The organism is Rhodohalobacter halophilus, from assembly GCF_001715195.1.
In the GTDB taxonomy this organism is placed as follows: domain Bacteria; phylum Bacteroidota; class Rhodothermia; order Balneolales; family Balneolaceae; genus Rhodohalobacter; species Rhodohalobacter halophilus.
Genome location: NZ_MDWE01000026.1, coordinates 29,750 through 46,210, shown reverse-complemented (window position 1 = coordinate 46,210; position 16,461 = coordinate 29,750). Strand labels below are relative to the sequence as shown.

Genomic DNA, 16,461 nt, shown 5'->3' with positions numbered 1-16,461 from the left:
ATGGCTGCCATTATCGCTGCGAACCGTAACTAATTTCGGCAGCGAAAGGCTGTAACGGCTCAAAATATCGGCAAACAGTTCTTTGACCTGCTCTTTGCAAATGCTCCAGCGCAGGGTGGTTCCCAGCACCAGCCGTGAATCCACATCCAGGACCGATAATAGCAGGGCATTTTTGCCCTGACCGCCCACATACACATACTTGATGTCAAACTGCCAATAGCACAGCGGGCCTTGCAGATCTGGCCCGTCCCAGCTGGCCCAGTTGCGCGGAAAGCGGGATTTGTACCGAACCGGATTCAACAGATGATGCTCCCTCATCAACCGGTATACCTTCTTAAAGTTGATGATATATCCTTTGTTATAGCGAAGCCACCAGGTTACTTTGATGTAGCCGTAATCAACAAATGGCTGTTTTAACAAAGCCTTAATCTCTGCTACAACCTGCTCATTGGTTACCCACCTGCCATCGATGCACTGCGTATAACGGCTGGGCTTTCGTCCCGGTTTCCCACGGCGTTTGGTATAATAATAACTGCTATGGGAAAGGCTGCAACAGGCCAGTACCTTGCCCACCGGGTATCCCTGAGCGATATAGTGAGCGGCAATCATCCGTTTGTGTTCCGGTTTCGGGTTGTTTTTTTTAAAAGGTCCGCCTGAATACTGATGGCAAGCTCTTTATCAGCCAACAGCTGCTTCAATCGCTGGTTTTCTTTCTGAAGCTTTCGCAGTTCAGGTTCAATGCGCCTTCGATGGTTCTTTAATCCACCGATCCCCTCACACTCATAATTCTGCTTCCATTGGTAATAGGTGTTAGCGTACAGACTATGCTTGCGAATCGTCGCTGTTACCCCGTGCTGCTCGGCTTCTTTAAGGATGGACAGCTTCTGCTCCGCTGTCCAGGTTCTTCGTTTTTTCATACGTTAAGATAATTATTCTTAAAGTAGAATTTTCCTCCAGTTGTTTAGGGGGCTAAGACAATGGCCAGTACGTACCCGGTCATAAAGATGATGATAATCCAAAGGGTGATACCCAGTAGTCTGTTATGAGAAAACGATTCCATGGTTACAGGATAATAACTGCATGTTTGTTTTATAAAATATATCTAAGATTTCATCATTTATTGCAAAGATGTTTGATTCTTCCTTCAGGCGGAGAAGAGATTGGTCACAGGCCTGCCTATCGTTCCTTATTTATTAACAAAGTTGTTCAGTCAATCCTCAAGAAGAAGAATCTAGTATGCTACGGCCGTAAAACATCATTGGATTATCATCCCCAACATCAAACACCTAAAAGTTCCAATTCCAGAGTTAAGTGTACATACGGATTTCGGATTGTATGATCGGAAGAGAGAAGAAAGTTTGTGAATCGTTTTTAAAAGCTTATTAAAGTAGGTTTTGAGGTATTGTTTTCCGAACTCACCGGTTGCTAGATCTGATATTTAAGCCAAAACGTTGCGTGCGCGTCTTAAATGCCGGGCCAAACCGTCACCTATTTTAACCCGTCTATCCGTAACTCCTCACCACGTCCAGAACTTTCTCCAAATCCTCATCCCCCACCTGGAAATGGAATGTAGCACGGATGGTTTTGGGGCCGAACGGAATCATGGCAATTCCCTGCTCTTCAAACTTTTTCAACACATCCACAGCTGCTTCGTCCGCTGTATCGAAAATCACGATATTTGTCTCCACAGTATCGATATTGATCTCAAATGCCGGATTTCCTGAAACAGCTTCGGCAAGCTGCATCGCCCGTTTATGATCCTCTTCCATCAGCGGCAGGTGATTCTCCACGGCGTAATCGGCAGCTGCCGCAAGCAACCCGACCTGTCGCATTCCGCCTCCCCACATTTTCCGTAACCTTCTCGCTTTTTTGATATGCTCTTTTGATGCCAGCATCATCGACCCGACCGGTGCGCCCAATCCCTTGCTGAAGCAGATGGAGATGGTATCGGCCACGGACCCATAAAATTCGGGCTCAATTCCTGTAGCCGTCATCGCGTTCCAGATCCGGGCGCCATCCAGGTGAAAATAGAGATCGTGCTCATCGGCCAGGTTACTCAACTCAATCAATTCCTCCTTGCTGTAGCAGGCACCTCCGCCCTTGTTTGTGGTATTCTCCACGGCAATGACTCGCGTATGCGGATCCCAGTCGTTATAGGTCCGAATGGCAGCTTCGGTCTGTTCACGATTGATTTTCCCCCGATTACCTTTCACCGGACGAATCTGAACGGATGAGAGGTGAGCTGCTGCTCCCGATTCGTAGTTAAAAATATGCCCAAGCTCATCAATAATGATCTCATCCCCCGGCTGCGTAAGAACCGAAACACAAAGCTGATTGCTCATCGTGCCACTGGGCACAAACAGTCCCGCCTCCATTCCAAACATCTCAGCCATTCTCTTCTCAAAAGCATTGACAGTCGGATCAGATGCAAAGACATCATCTCCCACCTCTGCCTCTGTCATAAATTTGAGCATTTCGGGAGTCGGCTTGGTCACGGTATCGCTTCGAAGGTCGATCATTATTTGATAATTGAATTGTGCATATTATATGTTGAAATTCTCCTCTTGAGAGGAAACAGAAGTTTGAGCGTTCAGCGATAACTTCAGAGGTGTGTTCACGATAATCCTGAGCTTGGCTGATGATTTTAAACAATCTTCAAGTTCATTGTCTAAATCAACACACCCCTTGCTCAACAGAGACGGCTTCGCCACTCTGTTTTCACTTATCCCCTCTCGAGAGGGGATTACACCCCACGACTGCTTTTGCAGCCACCCCCCTCGAGAGGAGATTTTTTAAACTCAACCCTCCAAAGGTTTGGAACCCTTGGAGTGTTCGTTTGATTAAAACTTAATCGTATTTAAAAAACCCTTCATCGGTTTTATCCCCCAGTTTACCGGCATCCACCATTTTTACCAGCAGCGGTGCAGGACGATATTTCGGATCTTTAAACCCTTCGTATAGCACGTTTAAAATGTCTAGGCAAACATCCAGCCCAATGAAGTCAGCAAGGCGAAGCGGTCCCATCGGGTGAGCCATTCCGAGCTTCATCACCTCATCCACGTGTTCAGGCTCAGCCACACCCTCATGAACGCAGAAGATCGCCTCGTTGATCATCGGCATCAGCACGCGGTTAGATACAAATCCGGGAAAATCGTTGGCGGGAACCGGCACTTTGTTCAGTTTTTTTGAGATCTCCATAATGGTTTTGGTTACCTCTTCTGACGTCTCAAGACCGTTGATCACCTCAACCAGTTTCATTACCGGTACGGGATTAAAAAAGTGCATTCCGATGAACCGCTCAGGCCGGCCGGTGACAGCGGCCAGCTTGGTTATAGAAATCGAAGAGGTATTACTTGCCAGAATAGCGTGGTCCGGTGCACTCTCATCCACTGCCTCAAAAATTTTCTTCTTCAGGTCAAATACTTCAGGCACGGCCTCTACTACCAAGTCAACATCCGAAACGCCCTCATTTACATCCAGAAACGTTTGAATTCTATCCAGCGTTGCGGCTTTATCATTTTCAGAAATCTTCTCCTTATTCACCATTCGGCTCAAATTCTTGTCTATGGTGTTCAGAGCACGCTCGGCAAACTCCTTTTTCGTCTCTATTAAATGAACTTCATATCCGTTCATGGCAAATACGTGCACAATTCCGTTACCCATGGTTCCGCCACCGATAACTGCTACTTTTTTAATCTCACTCATGGTATAGCTCCTTCATCTTTTTTATTGATTGAAACTCGTTTCATATGGCTTTGAGAGTATGTATTTTGAACGGAATTTTCAATCAAATTGGGAAAACTTTCCAATTCTTTACCAGCTGACATGAGATCAATCTTACGGATATTGCTTCTGCTGCTTGTTCTGATCATTGGGTTTGCCGTGATTGGGGTGTACTGGACCATTATTAAACCCCTCCCAGACTACAGTGCCACGATTTCCATTGAGGGAATCAATGAGCCCGTCGATATTCATTGGGATCCATATGGGGTTCCCTATATCCATGCCGGCTCAGAGGAGGATCTCTACTTTGCCGTCGGCTATGTTCATGCTCAGGAGCGTTTGTGGCAAATGACACTACAGCAACTTGCCGCAGAGGGTCGTTTTGCAGAGTTCCTGGGACAAGAGCTCGTGGAGATTGACAAATACCAGCGCACACTCGGATTTTGGGAAACGGCTCAAAAGCTTAACGAACAAGCTTCACCGGAAATCCTGAACCGTCTGCAATCCTACGCCGACGGTGTAAACGAGTATATTCAAGCCAACAAAAAAGACCTGCCGATTGAATTCACCCTGCTGGACATGGAGCCCATGGAGTGGACACCAACTCACTCCTTTGCGGTTACCCGGCTCATGGCGTGGGATCAGAATATTTACTGGTGGAGTGAACTGGCCTATGCCTATCTGGAAGGAAAATTGAGCACCAATCGCCTGCTGGAGCTTTTCCCGGAGTACAGCGATCGTTACCCAACACTACTCAACGATACTCAAAGCCGGTCAATTGCTGAATCAGTTCTGCCCGCACTCGATCTGGAGAAAAAGCGAAGATCTTTATTGAGTATGGAAGGCTCTCAATGGGGAAGTAACGCCTGGGCCGTGAGCGGAAATAAAACAGAGTCGGGTTTTCCAATTCTGGCCGGAGATCCTCATATGGGACTCGGCATGCCCGGCTTCTGGTTTGAAATGAATCAATCCACTCCGGATCGGTCCATCACCGGGGCAACCATACCCGGCGCTCCATTCGTCATTCTGGGCAACAACGGCAGACATGGCTGGTCCATCACCAATATGATGGCCGATGTCCTCGATTTTTACGTCGAAACACCCGACTCGTCAGACAGCCGAAAGTATGTAGTAAACAGCGGTTCGTCTCAGACAGAAGAGTTTCAGTTCAGAAATGAGCTCATCAAAGTCAAAGACGGTGATGATGTACTTCACAGAGTTCGCCAAACCCAAAACGGCCCTGTCATCAGTGATCTGTTTGAAAATAACGAACTGCTGGGAGACAGGGTGGTTTCGATGCGCTGGACCGGGCGTGAGCTCAGCCGGGAAGCGAGTGCCATCTACCGGATGAATCGTGCAGAAACGATGGAACAGTTTGAGGAAGCCGTTCAAGAGTTCAAATCACCGGCAATGAACTTTACCTATGCAGATGTTGAAGGAAATATCGCCATATTCAGTGCCGGTAACATCCCTGTTCGCACCGGTAATCCACTTCTTTTTCGTGACGGTTCAAACCCTTCCGATAGATGGAACGGGTGGATTCCGCATAACGAACTGCCTCAGCTTAAAAATCCTGAAACCGGATTTGTAGCCCACGCCAACAACAAAATTCACACCGACAGATACGGACACTACATCGGTTCTTTCTGGGCTCCTCCGTCAAGGATTACGCGAATAAGTCGCTATCTTGAGCAGGCCGACTCCATCACGGTAACAAATATGCAGGAGCTTCAATACGATACCTTTTCCGATCACGCACGTGAGATTACGGAAGAAATTCTGCCCATCCTCCGGTCCGATCCGGTTAACGATTTTTCCATTGCCCTTACTTACCTGCAAAACTGGGATTTTAATTACACCCCCACTTCCACAGCAGCTACCATTTTTGATCTCTTCTTCCTAAATGTGAGCCGAAACACACTCGCTGATGAAGTTGGAGAAGAGGCGTACGAGGCATTTATTTCACTGAACTACCTCCCGATTCAGGTTATGAGCCGGCTGATCACTACAGACAGTGGATTTTTCAATATCTCAGGATCGGGCGAGCCGGAAAATCGTGAGACGATCATTCGACAAAGCATGCTGCAAACCATTGAGCAGCTTCAAAACGAGTATGGTGATGAGCCAATTAGCTGGCGCTGGGAAAATGTAAACCAGTTAACGCTGAAACCTCCTCTTTTTGCAGAAGCTGCTGAAAATCCAGAGGCTTCGACTGCTCTTAAAATGATTGTCAACAATCTGCTTAGCAAAGGTCCCTACCCTGTTCGTGGAAATGCTCTTACGGTTAACAAGGCTCAGTACGACTGGAGCGATCCGTTTCAGGTCAATCTCGGTCCGTCCATCAGGCGAATCATCGACTTTTCAAATCCGGGTCGCGGCCTCTCAATACTTCCAACCGGACAATCGGGCAACCCGCTCTCCACACACTTTGGAGATCAAACTGAGATGTGGCTTGAGGGGCGCTACCGCTATATTTATCAGGACAGCACCTTTTTTCAGCAAACCAGCTATCAGACAATGCGATTGGAGCCAACGCGTTAATCATTCAATTAAAAGAATTCACCCATTTTACAGATGCACAAGAAATTACCGTTCAACCGTATTCAATACAGCCGTTCGTTTTATTCTTTTCTGATATTACTATCCTCAGTAGCACTCTTTTCATCCTGTAAATCAACCGAACTGCAGGAGACCCGGCCGGTAACACTGCCCGAGCTAAAGTCTCCGGAACCGATCGACCGGGAGAGCGTCATGACTTATACGGATGTCGATGTTGATTCACTGATTCAAACCATGAGCCTGGATGAGAAGATCGGGCAGCTGTTCGTCGTACCCGCTTATGGTCGATTTACAAACGACAAAGACCCCGGATTTCTGCGTCTGAAACGTCTGATTGAGAACTACCACATTGGCGGAATCATCTTTATGCAGGGTGATGTGTACGGACAGGCAATGTTAACTAATACGCTGCAGTCCATTTCTGATATACCGCTGTGGATCTCGCAGGATATGGAATTCGGAGCGGCAATGCGGGTCAGCGGCACCACACGCATCACACCGGCAATGGGTATTGCAGCAACAGGCAATCCCGAAAACTCCTATCTAAAAGGAAAGATCACCGCACGCGAAGCAAAGGCGCTGGGTGTTCATCAAATCTTTGCGCCGGTGCTGGATGTGAACAACAATCCGGAAAATCCTGTAATTAATGTACGATCATTTTCTGCTGACCCGAAGATGGTTGCAGAGTATGGACACTACATGATTCAGGGCATTCAAAGCGAAGGACTGCTGGCAACCGCAAAACACTTTCCCGGCCATGGTGATACAGACACCGATTCTCACCTTGCACTTCCGATCATCAACCACGATTTTGCCCGCATCGATTCCCTGGAGCTCTATCCGTTTCGAGTTAACATCAACAACGGACTTCGAAGCGTGATGAGCGCCCACATCGCCTACCCCAACATGAGCCCGAATGGAGATCTTCCCGGCACAATGGACCCGTTCATTCTGAATGATATACTTCGCGACTCGCTGAACTTTGATGGTCTGATTGTCACTGATGGATTGGAGATGAAGGGAATTTCCGATCACTACTCCCCCGGCGAAGCGGTCATCAAGGCTCTTCAGGCAGGTGCAGACATGATGCTGATCAGCCCAGACGCTATGGGGGCCATTGACGAAATCCATAAAGCGGTAGACCGCGGTGAACTCTCCCCGGAGAGAATTGATCACTCCGTACGAAAAATTCTGGAGCTCAAAAAAGAGCACGGTGCGTTCGACACCCCCTCTGTCGATCTGGATCGGCTCGCTCATGAAATCAATACGCCCGAATATCAGAATATTGCAAACCGGATTGCCCGCCAATCTGTTACATTGCTCAAAGAATTCAAGGATCTGCTTCCCATTCGCGAAACAACCCACCAAAAAGTTCTGGCCGTTGCGCTGGCGGATGATGAGTCGGGATCAACCGGATCCACATTTGCACGGGAGCTTCGTAAATACCACGACAATGTAGCTTTTCATGTGCTCGACAGACGAACAGGACAAGAAGAGATCGCAGACATTCTACAGGCAGCGGATGAAGCCGATCTGATCATCATCGGGTCATTTATCTACGTTCGGTCCCATCAACCCATCCAGGTTCAGCCTGAACAGCTTCAGCTATTAAGGCAGATTATCAGTCGTCCGAGTCCGTCTGTATTGGTCGCTTTCGGAAATCCTTATGTGGTTCGGGATCTGCCAAATGCGGATGCCCATGTAATGGCGTGGTCAGCGAATACAAATCAGGTACGCCAAACAGTTCCCGCACTCTTTGGCGCCTCAGATATAACCGGCACTCTCCCAATTCGGATACCCGGCATGTACGATATCGGGGATGGAATTCAAAAAACACAGTCGATTGTACGGCAGGACTCTCCGGAATCTGTTGGAATGAGTACCGAAAAACTGCTCGACATCGACAGGGTGATGCAGGAGGCGATCAATGACTCCGTTTTTCCGGGCGGTGTGGTTGGCGTGATGAAAAACGGAGTGATGGTCTGGAATCAGGGATACGGCTACCACGACTATGAAAAGACCCGCAGCGTACAACCGGGTGATATCTATGATCTGGCTTCGCTCACCAAAGTAGTTGCCACAACCACGGCTGTCATGAAGCTTGTGGATGAGGGCCGAATCGATGTCGACGATCCGGTCTCAAAATACATATCAGAATTTGATACGGATGAAAAACGGGAGATTACCATTGAACAGCTGTTGATTCACACCTCCGGCCTCCCCGCATTTCAGGTTTATGTTGATGAGCTGAAAACCCGCGAAGAGATCATCCATGCCGTTCGGAATGAACCATTGATCAACAAGCCGGGTGAAGAGTACGTCTACAGTGATCTTGGGTTTATCCTTCTGGCAGAAATTGTGGAGGAGGTTTCCGGTATGCGGATTGATCAATTTGTGAGAAGTCAGCTCTTCTACCCGATGGGAATGAAGACCACCGTTTACAACCCTAAGAAGATTGGCGGCTGGTTGAGCAACCGGATTCCACCTACAGAGATTGACACAACCTACCGCAACGGTGCCGTACGGGCCGAGGCACACGACGAGCGCGCCTGGTTTATGGATGGTGTAGCAGGCCACGCCGGACTCTTCTCCTCTGCCGCAGATATCGGGAAATATGCTTATATGATGCTGAACGGCGGTGTGTATGGCGGTCGCGAATATCTCAGGTCAGAGACCATTCACTATTTTACCGAAAAACGCTCTCCCATCAACCAGCGGGCTTTTGGGTTCGACCGGAAAAGCGAAGGCTTCAGCACAGCCGGAGAGTTGACAGGTCCCAACTCATTTGGCCATACAGGGTTTACCGGGACTAGTCTGTGGATCGATCCGGACGAGGAAATTGCTATTATACTGCTGACAAACCGAACGTATCCCAACCGGTCATACGGAAGCACTATCAGCCGGGTTCGGGCAACTATTGCCGACACCGTGATGAGAGCAATCAACAAAGAATAACCACAAAAGTGAAGTATGAACAGCTACGCTCCCTATTCCGAACAAGATGAATACTGCCTGATTCAAGGTGAGTCGGGGGTTTTCTATCCCGGAGTACGGGTCGAGAATATCTCTTTTCCACTGACTATTTCAGCCATCCACGGGGCGATCTGCAGCTGCCTGGCCAACGGTGACCGGCCGGTTTCATTCTATCAGGAACAACCGGAGTCGGAGCTCATGAACTACTGGAAAGATGAGTTTGATCTTCAGGAGCTCAAAACGCTGCCCGCTTCCCCAAATATTTTTAATCCGCTCCTCCCCCCGGAAACCGAGATACTTCCTGCTCTTCAGAAACTATCGGATAACTGCGTCATCCCCCACTCCGGCTTCCCGGTCACGGCTCTGCTCGAAACGGAAGACGGTTACATTCCGGGAGTGAATATTGAGGTGAGCGCATGGAGTCTGGGATTGTGTGCTGAGCGAACAGCCATCAGCCGGGCGGTTGCTGCCGGATATGAAACCCGTCTACGCAAACTTCATGTCTATGCTCCGAAGGGAGAGTTTAGCAGCCCCTGCGGTGCCTGCAGACAGGTTTTGGCAGAGTTTATGCCGCGGAATCAGATTGTTCTGCATCACGCCAATCAAACTACATCAACCCATTTTGTAAAAGATATGCTGCCCTACGGTTTTACCGGCAGCTCACTAAGAAAACGATCATGAATTTTATAGCAGTACTTGATTACGATCATCTCGATAACGGAATGTTCCTGACCGCTTTTGCCCGTTCCCTTTCACGGCGAAAGAAAAGCGGAATCATTATTCACAGCGACAGTGAATACACCGACCGCCTAATCCAGACCGGTATGATGCGGGAGGATGCCCGACTCCGTGCCATCAAAGACCTGAACCACAGACTCATCGCCCTTTTTGCCGATCAAGGAGTTTCAACTATTGGCGTAAACGGGCATCAAAAATCGTTGATAAAACTCAATGAAGGTAAAATTGAAATCAACCGGGAGCAGGTTCAACGATTTCCATCCCAGCCTATGCTACTCATATCCGGTTTAGCCGTTTCTGAAGAGTCTGATCAGCCGGCTCCTCTCCCCCTTCCGGAGATGGCTTATACTTTTCAACAGCAGTTCAATATCGAAAACATTCATCTGTTCAGTATGGATGAGAGTTCAACAGTCATAAAAGGTGATTTTCCCAAAGAGATCATTCCAAACGAAACAGAAGCTGACTTTTTGGAAAAACATGTACCCGGAAGTTTTCATCATTTTTCACAAAAAGTGGTCATCACCACACCTGATGCTTTTGGCAGCGGGGATGAGTAGGCCATAGGAATGAATATTGATGAGCCAAAAACTGAAGATCACCATTCAGATCCGGAAGAAATCACGGCTGATAAATTGAATACGAAAAATCTGCTGGGGATGTCTCTCCTGTCACTGGGTTTCTACAGTACGGTTGCTCTTGTTATCATCTATTTCTTTCACGAGGGCTCGTTCTCAGACCTCTTCAGCCATGGGTTTGGATTTACAACACAGCTGGTGGTTGGAATAGCAGCGGGATTGGGATCCGCTACAGTTGTACTGTTTCTCTCCACCCGGCCGCCAATTAAAGAAGTCTTGAACGATTTTGCCATCTTCAAGGTCATTTCCAAAGCAAACTTCTCCAACTTCGACAAGGTTCAAGTCTCCCTCTTTGCCGGTATTGGCGAGGAGATTCTATTCAGGGGTGCTCTTCAGCCGGTAGTGGGTATATGGATTACATCCGCATTTTTCATTGCCATACACGGCTATTTCAAGTTCAAATCGAAAGGACACTTGCTGTTTGGGTTTATGATGTTCGGGCTCAGTATGATGCTCGGTTTTCTTTATGAAACATCCGGTTTGATTTCTGCCATGGCCGCGCATGCCGTGTACGATATGGTGATGCTTAAAAAAGTGGACCTGCTGAAGTAAAAATTTTAGCAAAGCTCACAGCGTACCGATGATGTGTCGGTTTGCGAATCATCAAGCAAAACTCTTCCGATTTCGGTTCGCATACCGAACCAGTGACAGCATGATTGGCACTTCGATCAGAACCCCGACTACGGTTACCAGTGCTGCTCCGGATTGAAGTCCAAACAGTGCAATGGCAACGGCTACCGCCAGTTCAAAGAAGTTGCTCGCACCGATCATTGAGCCCGGGGCGCAGACCTGATACGGAAGTCCAATCTTTTTTCCGCCAATCCATGCAAGCGCAAAAATAAAGTAGGTTTGAATGATCAACGGAATGGCGATCAACAGAATATCCAGCGGCTGAGCTACGATTCGTTCACCCTGGTAGGCAAAAAGAAGAATCAATGTAATAAGTAATGCAGAGATCGATACCGGTTTAAACATGGGCAGAAATGTAGCCGTGTACCACTCTTGCCCTTTTCGGTTAATCGCGATCTTATGCGTCAAATATCCGGCTACCAGTGGAATCACCACAAACACAATAATGGAGGCAGCCAGTGTATTCCACGGAATGGTAATATCGGTAATTCCGAGCAACAGCCCCACAATCGGGATAAACAAAACCAAAATCAGCAGGTCGTTCACCGAAACTTGAACAAGAGTATAGTTCGGGTCACCATCAGACAAGTAAGACCACACAAAAACCATGGCCGTACATGGAGCCGCTCCGAGCAAAATAGCACCTGCGATATACTGATCAGCCAGCTCCGGGGTAATCCAGGCAGAATAGATTTGACTGAAAAAGATCCAGGCAAAAAAGGCCATCGAAAACGGTTTGATAGCCCAATTGATGATGACGGTCCAGACGACACCTTTCGGGGATTTCCCGATCTCTTTTAATGATGCAAAATCAACCTGAAGCATCATCGGGTAGATCATCAGCCACACCAGAATTGCAACCGGAATATTCACATTATAGATTTCCCATTTACTGATAATCTGAATGGAGTCTCCGGCCAGATATCCAAGCCCAATTCCAACGGCTATACACAAAGCGACCCAAAGTGTAAGGTATCGCTCAAAAAAGTCCATACGTTTTTCAGATGATTTTGTCATAATTCTGTTGTTCGAAGAGGTATCCCCTCCCCTACATTAAATATTCAATTCAGATTTTAATTGAGAGTTTATACCTGACTCATCATGTAGAACCACTCCGCGGCGATCTGCCGGCTGCGTTCAGCATAAGTTTTTGATTCGTCAGGTGTTCCGTCCGACTCTTTGGGGTCTCGATAGGGTACCGAGATTCGTTTTTCAGCACCGGGAATGAACGGACAGTTTTCGTCGGCATCGGAACAGGTCATAATCGCAGCAAAGTTTTCAGAGGGGTTGAACCCATCATCAAACGTTTTCGAAAAGCAGGTTATCGGTTCTGCTTCATCGGAAAAGTGTACCTTGTAGCGCGGATTGTCTCCCCCCGGATTTTCAATCCTGAATCCTGCCCGATCAAGAGCTGCCACCGCTCTCGGGTTGAAGGCCGTCGCTTCAGTCCCACCTGAATAGGTTTCGATGTTATCCATGCCAAAATGATGAGCTGCTACTGACGTCCATATTTGCGCGAGATGGCTCCTTCGGCTGTTGTGGGTACAAATAAAATTGAGCTTCACACGGTTACCGGAGTCTCTCTGATTCCGAACGTAGTCAGATACTTCTTCCAGTACCTTTTTTCGATCATTCGGTATGGATTCAATATCCTTCTTCAGTGAGTTGATGGTTGATTCCAAGGGTTCGTAAAAACGCATCAGCAACACCCCGATTCCGGATCACAAGACGCTGAATCGTTACCGGCAATCACCGTAAACGGCTTCTTTTTATCTTTTTCCAGACGCTCCGATTTTTTCTGAGCAAAAACCGTAATACTGAAGATGCCCGCACCGCCTTCATTGAACTCTGCAATCTCAGCCTCATTCAGGTATTGAGACAGAATATCCTCAGGCAGGGTAATCGGTTTCTCTTTTTGGATGGTGATATTCTCAAATCCGGACTCCCGAATGTAGCTTAGGTACTCATCTTTCTGAATGGCACCGGCAACACATCCTGCGTACATTTCAGCATCCTCTCTTAGTGCATCCGGCAGATCACCCTCCAGAACAATATCAGATATACTGAAATGTCCGCCCGGCTTCAGAACCCGAAAAATTTCAGAAAAAACGTTTGGCTTATTTGGAACCAGATTCAGGACACAGTTACTCACAACTACATCGGCCACATTATCAGAAACCGGCATCTGTTCGATGTCGCCAAATCGAAACTCCACGTTGTTGTATCCGAGCTTATCGGCATTCTCCCTGGCCTTGCGGATCATGGACTCTGTAAAATCAATACCCAATACCTTTCCCTCCGGACCAGTTTCATGCCGAGCCACAAAGCAGTCATTTCCGGCTCCCGATCCCAGATCGATGACATAATCTCCTTTTTGGATATGTGCAAATTGAGTGGGAAGCCCGCACCCCAGTCCAAGATCAGCATCGGAGTTGTAGCCTTCCAGTTCACTGTAGTCATCCGTCATGATGTTATACACCTTGGTGGAATCGCCCCCTGCCCCGCAACAACTTCGGGCATTGTAATTTTTGTCCTGTTCACTGATTTCGGAATACTTTCTTCGAACAGTTTCTTTGAGCTCTTCAGGTGTCTTCATACGTGTTTTCATAAATATTAACAGCAGTTTGAATTTTGGGGTGATAGTTTTTCGATTAATTCTTCAAATAAGCTTTTCATTTCAGCCAGATTTCCCTCATCCAGGCAGTAGCAGGTGCGCACTCCCTCGACCTCCCCCTTGATGATTCCGGCCGTTTTGAGCGCTTTCAGGTGTTGGGATACTGTAGATTGTGCCAGTGGCAGCTCATCCGTGATATCCCCACAGATACACGTGTTCTGTCTAGACAAAATCTCCAGAATCGCAATGCGTGCGGGATGGCCCAGCGCTTTCGCCAGCTCTGCCAGCCTCACCTGTTTTTTATTAAATAGATCTGCTTTTGTAATGGCCATAATCGTATATCGTAATTTTACGATGAATGTAAGATCTAACTATAGAAATTCAAAGTTAAATTCGAAATTTTACATTCCGGTTAGTTCAAAATATGGTAATCATTAGAACGAATCTGAGACCGTTTGGAGAATACGGTCATCTACTCCATCAAATCCGGATAGAATATTATCGTTTCATTCATTTGAGTTTGATCTATCCAAAAGCGTTCAGAATATAGATTGGCTGAGAAGTCCTACTAACAAATAAAGCCTGACCCACATATGTGAATCAGGCTTTGATCAGCTCCCCGGGTAGGATTCGAACCTACGACCAATTGATTAACAGTCAACTGCTCTGCCACTGAGCTACCGAGGAATCAGTGTTTGTTCTTATCGAACGGGCACAAATATAAGAGGTTGCAGTTACCTATGTCAAGCCGATCAATGAACTTTTTTAATCTTTTTTAAAACAAAAAAAGCCGCTTCAGAAAAGCGGCTTTTAAATTCATTTGAGCGGGTTTTTAAACCTTTCCTGAATTCTTCATATCCTGAATTTCAAGACGAATTTCCTGAGATACTTTTTTCAGTTCTTGTAACTGCTTACGAGCTCTTGTTCCGGCTGCCTTATTTCCCTTCTCGTAAAATTTGTTCATATCGTCTTCCAGTTCAGCAACCATATTTTTAATCTGATCGATTCTGCTCATTATAACTCCTTTAGTTAGTTAACGTTTACGCAAATTTATTGCTGGAATTCGCATCTAAACTATTGAACGGTTTATAAATGGGCAAATAAAAAATCGTTTTTTTCGCATTTTAATGCAGATAATGAAGTTTTTTACCCAATCTTTACCAATTCTATGAAATAATAATACCTACTACTACTTTATTACGACCAAAAACTATAAAATCCTCCCATATATATCCTGCCCTCTCCTCTCCCCAACCATACTGATAACTTCCGGAAGATATCCCCACTTTTCAAATCGATGTTTCTCTAAGAGTGCTATGCTCGCCCGGTTGGTTTCTATCAGTATGGCAATATATACATGAAAGTTCAGCTGATCTGCCAGAATGATTGCGTGGCTTAAAAGTGCAGAACCTACCCCCTGCCCCCCTTGCATTACGAGACACATAAAAGCTAACCTCAGCGGTTTCTGACAGTGCCTGACGTCCTTTACGATAAGGTGATATGGATAGCCATCCCGTCACTTCACTCTCTTCCTCAGACACGTAAAGCGGATACTTCTCATTAAAATTTTTGAACCAGTTTAACCGAGCATCTTTACCCATTGGCTCTGTGTGTGCAGTTCTAAAGCCCTCTTCAATCGCTTCGTTGTAAATTATATCAATCGCAGGCAGATCAGCTGCAATGGCTGTACGGATGTTCATAATTAATTTAAAAGATCATGTTTTCGATTTCATCTGAATTTAATACATATTGGATAAGAATTTTATCGTTATAAGTCCTCATAACGCATTGGAAACATGTTTTCGGGAATTCAGGTAAAAGCCTTCACAGTAAAATTTTAAATCAACTCCCACTTTCATGAATAGATCCATCAAGCTCGGTCTTACAGGGTTCATCTTCGTCTTCGTTGCTGCAGCCGTTATACTCACTTTATCGGTCGATTCCATCGTTAAATCAGGTATTGAAAATATCGGATCCGAAATGACTCAAACCAAAGTTTCAGTAGATGGTGTCTCCATCTCACTCTTTTCAGGTAAAGGTTCCATTACCGGACTGAAGGTTGCAAATCCAGACGGGTTCGATAAGGAGAACGCCTTTACTGCAGATGAAATCTCTATCGAGGTAGACATTCGCTCACTCTTCTCTGATGAAATGGTGGTTAAACAGCTTGAAGTCATCTCACCCTCTGTGATTGTTGAGCAGCAGATGCCTGATAATAATCTCCGGAAGATTATGAATTCCATCAACCAAAGCTCTTCAGACTCAGCTTCCGAGTCGATGCTGGTCATTGAACAGTTTCGCATGACCGACGGCACTGCTGATCTCTATACCGAAATAGGTGGGGAGCGTTCGGCCCAGGTAGAGATCTCAGAAATAGAACTCCAAGATCTTGGTCGGGGTGGAGCTCGTCAATCAGTTGAAGATGTCATTCAAACCATTGCAGACAGAATTGTAGAAAACTCGCTGCGCGCTGCTGCCCAAAGTGGAGCTGAACAAATACGGGATGCAATCCGTGATCTCTTTTGATCAATCGCTTCTTTCTGATACCGTAAAACTCAGCAATTGATTTCGATTCAGTTCAAACAAAAA

The 16,461-nt window shown here is 46.6% G+C and carries 16 protein-coding genes and 1 tRNA gene; 6 read left to right on the top strand and 11 right to left on the bottom strand.

What is annotated here, in order from left to right; genetic code table 11:
* From BG260_RS08690 to BG260_RS08675, 4 genes are all read right to left on the bottom strand, one after another.
* The coding region (locus tag BG260_RS08690; protein ID WP_083750207.1) for an IS3 family transposase at positions 1-609 on the bottom strand (609 nt) is incomplete at its 3' end.
* A complete protein-coding gene (locus BG260_RS08685; RefSeq protein WP_069131727.1) occupies positions 606-917 on the bottom strand; it encodes a transposase in 312 nt (103 codons plus the stop codon). The genes BG260_RS08685 and BG260_RS08690, both read right to left, overlap by 4 nt.
* 585 nt (positions 918-1,502) lie before the next feature.
* Positions 1,503-2,519, bottom strand: a complete 1,017-nt coding sequence (locus BG260_RS08680) for a threonine aldolase family protein (protein WP_069131725.1) — start codon at positions 2,517-2,519, stop codon at positions 1,503-1,505.
* A gap of 328 nt (positions 2,520-2,847) precedes the next feature.
* Positions 2,848-3,696: a 3-hydroxybutyryl-CoA dehydrogenase gene (locus BG260_RS08675; protein ID WP_069131743.1), complete on the bottom strand. Its 849-nt coding sequence runs from the start codon at positions 3,694-3,696 to the stop codon at positions 2,848-2,850.
* Between the two features lie 129 nt (positions 3,697-3,825).
* Between BG260_RS08675 and BG260_RS08670 the strand changes: the two genes are divergently transcribed.
* The 5 genes from BG260_RS08670 to BG260_RS08650 are packed head-to-tail and all read left to right on the top strand — an operon-like array spanning position 3,826 to position 11,180.
* Positions 3,826-6,264, top strand: a complete 2,439-nt coding sequence (locus BG260_RS08670; protein WP_069131723.1) for a penicillin acylase family protein — start codon at positions 3,826-3,828, stop codon at positions 6,262-6,264.
* A gap of 33 nt (positions 6,265-6,297) precedes the next feature.
* A complete protein-coding gene (locus tag BG260_RS08665) occupies positions 6,298-9,237 on the top strand; it encodes a glycoside hydrolase family 3 N-terminal domain-containing protein (protein WP_083750206.1) in 2,940 nt (979 codons plus the stop codon).
* A gap of 15 nt (positions 9,238-9,252) precedes the next feature.
* Entirely contained in the window at positions 9,253-9,936 is a 684-nt protein-coding gene (locus BG260_RS13920; protein WP_083750205.1) for a cytidine deaminase, read from the top strand.
* Positions 9,933-10,550: a hypothetical protein gene (locus BG260_RS08655; RefSeq protein WP_069131720.1), complete on the top strand. Its 618-nt coding sequence runs from the start codon at positions 9,933-9,935 to the stop codon at positions 10,548-10,550. Before BG260_RS13920 ends, BG260_RS08655 begins: the two co-directional genes overlap by 4 nt.
* A 9-nt stretch (positions 10,551-10,559) precedes the next feature.
* Positions 10,560-11,180 (top strand): CPBP family intramembrane glutamic endopeptidase, encoded by a 621-nt coding sequence (locus tag BG260_RS08650; protein ID WP_069131717.1) that lies wholly within the window; start codon positions 10,560-10,562, stop codon positions 11,178-11,180.
* A 51-nt stretch (positions 11,181-11,231) separates the two neighbouring features.
* Here BG260_RS08650 and arsB read toward each other — a convergent pair whose 3' ends face one another.
* The 7 genes from arsB to BG260_RS08615 form a co-directional block, all read right to left on the bottom strand.
* Positions 11,232-12,275 carry an ACR3 family arsenite efflux transporter gene (gene arsB, locus BG260_RS08645; protein ID WP_069131714.1) on the bottom strand — a complete coding sequence of 348 codons (1,044 nt, stop codon included), beginning with the start codon at positions 12,273-12,275 and terminating at the stop codon, positions 11,232-11,234.
* A 68-nt stretch (positions 12,276-12,343) separates the two neighbouring features.
* Positions 12,344-12,958, bottom strand: coding sequence for a low molecular weight phosphatase family protein (locus BG260_RS08640; protein ID WP_069131713.1), 615 nt, complete (start codon positions 12,956-12,958; stop codon positions 12,344-12,346).
* Positions 12,958-13,854 carry an arsenite methyltransferase gene (locus tag BG260_RS08635; RefSeq protein WP_069131736.1) on the bottom strand — a complete coding sequence of 299 codons (897 nt, stop codon included), beginning with the start codon at positions 13,852-13,854 and terminating at the stop codon, positions 12,958-12,960. Before BG260_RS08635 ends, BG260_RS08640 begins: the two co-directional genes overlap by 1 nt.
* A 17-nt stretch (positions 13,855-13,871) precedes the next feature.
* Positions 13,872-14,204: an ArsR/SmtB family transcription factor gene (locus BG260_RS08630; RefSeq protein WP_069131711.1), complete on the bottom strand. Its 333-nt coding sequence runs from the start codon at positions 14,202-14,204 to the stop codon at positions 13,872-13,874.
* 283 nt (positions 14,205-14,487) lie between these two features.
* Positions 14,488-14,559 (bottom strand) — tRNA-Asn (locus BG260_RS08625).
* A gap of 145 nt (positions 14,560-14,704) precedes the next feature.
* Positions 14,705-14,887 carry a histone H1 gene (locus BG260_RS08620; protein ID WP_069131709.1) on the bottom strand — a complete coding sequence of 61 codons (183 nt, stop codon included), beginning with the start codon at positions 14,885-14,887 and terminating at the stop codon, positions 14,705-14,707.
* A 274-nt stretch (positions 14,888-15,161) separates the two neighbouring features.
* Positions 15,162-15,572 (bottom strand): GNAT family N-acetyltransferase, encoded by a 411-nt coding sequence (locus BG260_RS08615; protein ID WP_083750204.1) that lies wholly within the window; start codon positions 15,570-15,572, stop codon positions 15,162-15,164.
* A 157-nt stretch (positions 15,573-15,729) separates the two neighbouring features.
* Here BG260_RS08615 and BG260_RS08610 point away from each other — a divergent pair, with 157 nt between their 5' ends.
* Complete coding sequence (locus BG260_RS08610; protein WP_069131708.1) at positions 15,730-16,398, top strand: DUF748 domain-containing protein; 669 nt, start codon at positions 15,730-15,732, stop codon at positions 16,396-16,398.
* The last annotated feature ends 63 nt before the right edge of the window (positions 16,399-16,461 follow it).

What these genes read in the sequence shown, in the direction of transcription:
- BG260_RS08640 (WP_069131713.1), bottom strand. Translation starts at nt 12,958, where the DNA reads ATGCGTTTTTACGAACCCTTGGAATCAACCATCAACTCACTGAAGAAG.
- arsB (WP_069131714.1), bottom strand. Translation starts at nt 12,275, where the DNA reads ATGACAAAATCATCTGAAAAACGTATGGACTTTTTTGAGCGATACCTT.
- BG260_RS13920 (WP_083750205.1), top strand. Translation starts at nt 9,253, where the DNA reads ATGAACAGCTACGCTCCCTATTCCGAACAAGATGAATACTGCCTGATT.
- BG260_RS08635 (WP_069131736.1), bottom strand. Translation starts at nt 13,854, where the DNA reads ATGAAGACACCTGAAGAGCTCAAAGAAACTGTTCGAAGAAAGTATTCC.
- BG260_RS08655 (WP_069131720.1), top strand. Translation starts at nt 9,933, where the DNA reads ATGAATTTTATAGCAGTACTTGATTACGATCATCTCGATAACGGAATG.
- BG260_RS08685 (WP_069131727.1), bottom strand. Translation starts at nt 917, where the DNA reads ATGAAAAAACGAAGAACCTGGACAGCGGAGCAGAAGCTGTCCATCCTT.
- BG260_RS08610 (WP_069131708.1), top strand. Translation starts at nt 15,730, where the DNA reads ATGAATAGATCCATCAAGCTCGGTCTTACAGGGTTCATCTTCGTCTTC.
- BG260_RS08680 (WP_069131725.1), bottom strand. Translation starts at nt 2,519, where the DNA reads ATGATCGACCTTCGAAGCGATACCGTGACCAAGCCGACTCCCGAAATG.
- BG260_RS08670 (WP_069131723.1), top strand. Translation starts at nt 3,826, where the DNA reads ATGAGATCAATCTTACGGATATTGCTTCTGCTGCTTGTTCTGATCATT.
- BG260_RS08650 (WP_069131717.1), top strand. Translation starts at nt 10,560, where the DNA reads ATGAATATTGATGAGCCAAAAACTGAAGATCACCATTCAGATCCGGAA.
- BG260_RS08665 (WP_083750206.1), top strand. Translation starts at nt 6,298, where the DNA reads ATGCACAAGAAATTACCGTTCAACCGTATTCAATACAGCCGTTCGTTT.
- BG260_RS08615 (WP_083750204.1), bottom strand. Translation starts at nt 15,572, where the DNA reads ATGAACATCCGTACAGCCATTGCAGCTGATCTGCCTGCGATTGATATA.
- BG260_RS08620 (WP_069131709.1), bottom strand. Translation starts at nt 14,887, where the DNA reads ATGAGCAGAATCGATCAGATTAAAAATATGGTTGCTGAACTGGAAGAC.
- BG260_RS08630 (WP_069131711.1), bottom strand. Translation starts at nt 14,204, where the DNA reads ATGGCCATTACAAAAGCAGATCTATTTAATAAAAAACAGGTGAGGCTG.